The organism is Leucobacter luti (assembly GCF_004217175.1).
GTDB lineage: Bacteria > Actinomycetota > Actinomycetes > Actinomycetales > Microbacteriaceae > Leucobacter > Leucobacter luti.
This window is the reverse complement of the sequence record NZ_SHKI01000004.1, coordinates 457,748-458,634: the sequence shown is the minus strand read 5'-3', so window position 1 is coordinate 458,634 and position 887 is coordinate 457,748. Positions and strand designations below refer to the sequence as shown.

Annotated in this window: 1 protein-coding gene; it reads left to right on the top strand. The window is 65.8% G+C overall.

Going from position 1 to position 887, the window contains the following annotated elements; all coding sequences use genetic code 11:
* Positions 1 to 887 (top strand): hypothetical protein (locus EV139_RS15960; RefSeq protein ID WP_198677502.1); only part of this gene is annotated, 887 nt, incomplete at both ends.

Sequence of the window (887 nt, the reverse complement as noted above, 5' to 3'; positions counted from 1 at the left end):
AGGAGTACGAGGTGGTCGTGTGGCCGCGTCGCACGAACCCGGTTGAGTCGAACATCGTGAAGGTGATTCCGTTTGATGTGTCGGCGGAGCAGTGGGATGCGGTGTTCCCGAAGCCAGGTGTGTCGGGTTCTGCGTCGGTGTCTGCTGCGGATGCGTCGGGTGTGACGGTTGAGGCGAGTGTGTCGGGTGTGGATCCGGCGTCGCAGCCTGCTGGTGTGCACGTTGGTGTGGTGCTGCGCGGGACTGCTGCGGGGACGACGCAGGCTGGGTTCCTGGGGAACACGCAGTCGGTGACGACGATTCCTGCGTCGGGTGAGTTCTCGTCGAGCGTGACGGTTCCGGTGGCGCAGCTTGATCGGACGAAGGAGTACGAGGTGGTCGTGTGGCCGCGTCGCACGAACCCGGTTGAGTCGAACATCGTGAAGGTGATTCCGTTTGATGTGTCGGCGGAGCAGTGGGACGCGGTGTTCCCGAAGCCCGAGGCATCTGCGGTGTCGACGGTGGCGGGCGCCTCCGAGACCGGTCTGACGGTGAAGACCGTGCTTGCCAACGTGGTTGCTCCCAAGGGGGCCTACGTTGCGGTGATCGAGGCCGGAACGGTGAGCGAGCTCACCGGTGCGGGCTCGGGTCTCGCGGTGGGGTACATTCCCGCGGCGACGATCGTTGACGGCGCGGCGACGAACTCGCTTGAGGTTGCCGCGGCGAAGCTTGACCGGACGAAGAAGTACGAGGTGGTGACCTGGCACGCGCAGACGCTGCCCACCGCCGAGACGATCATCTCGCTCTCGGCGCTGTCGGTGTCGAGTGCGCAGTGGGACGAGGTGTTCCCGAGTGCTGCGGCGTCGGTGAAGCCGAAGGTGTCTGCGGCGTCTGCGGCTGGGCTGACG